A 390-nucleotide genomic window follows, 5' to 3' on the forward strand; every position below is an offset into this window, starting at 1 on the left:
CCGGCCGCCGCCGAGCTGCGCGTCGTCGGCGGCCCCGACGCCGGCGGCGTGCACCGCCTGCACGGCCGGGAGATCCGGGTCGGCCGCTCCGGCGAGGCCGACGTCCCGGTCGACGACCCCGACGTCTCCCGGCTCCACCTCGCCCTGCACCTCGGCGACGACGGCACCGTGACCGTCCGCGACCTCGGCTCCACCAACGGCACCACCGTCGACGGCCGGATCGTCCCGCCCGGCCCGCCCGAGGAGGCCGTCCCGCTGGACGGCACCGGCCTGCTGCGGATCGGCGAGACCACCCTGCGGATCGCCGCCCCGGACCCCCGGGACGGCTCCGGGGCGCCCTCCCACGCCGCGCTGCCCGACGGCCACGGCCACCTCCAGCTCGCCGCCCCG

At 80.5% G+C, this 390-nt stretch carries 1 protein-coding gene; it reads left to right on the forward strand.

Translation table 11 applies throughout. The features are described 5' to 3' along the window. A partial coding sequence (locus ABD308_RS33485; RefSeq protein WP_344343434.1) for an FHA domain-containing protein occupies nucleotides 1-390 on the forward strand: 390 nt, incomplete at both ends.

The sequence above is a fragment of the Kitasatospora putterlickiae genome (genome assembly GCF_039527695.1).
Lineage (GTDB): Bacteria > Actinomycetota > Actinomycetes > Streptomycetales > Streptomycetaceae > Kitasatospora > Kitasatospora putterlickiae.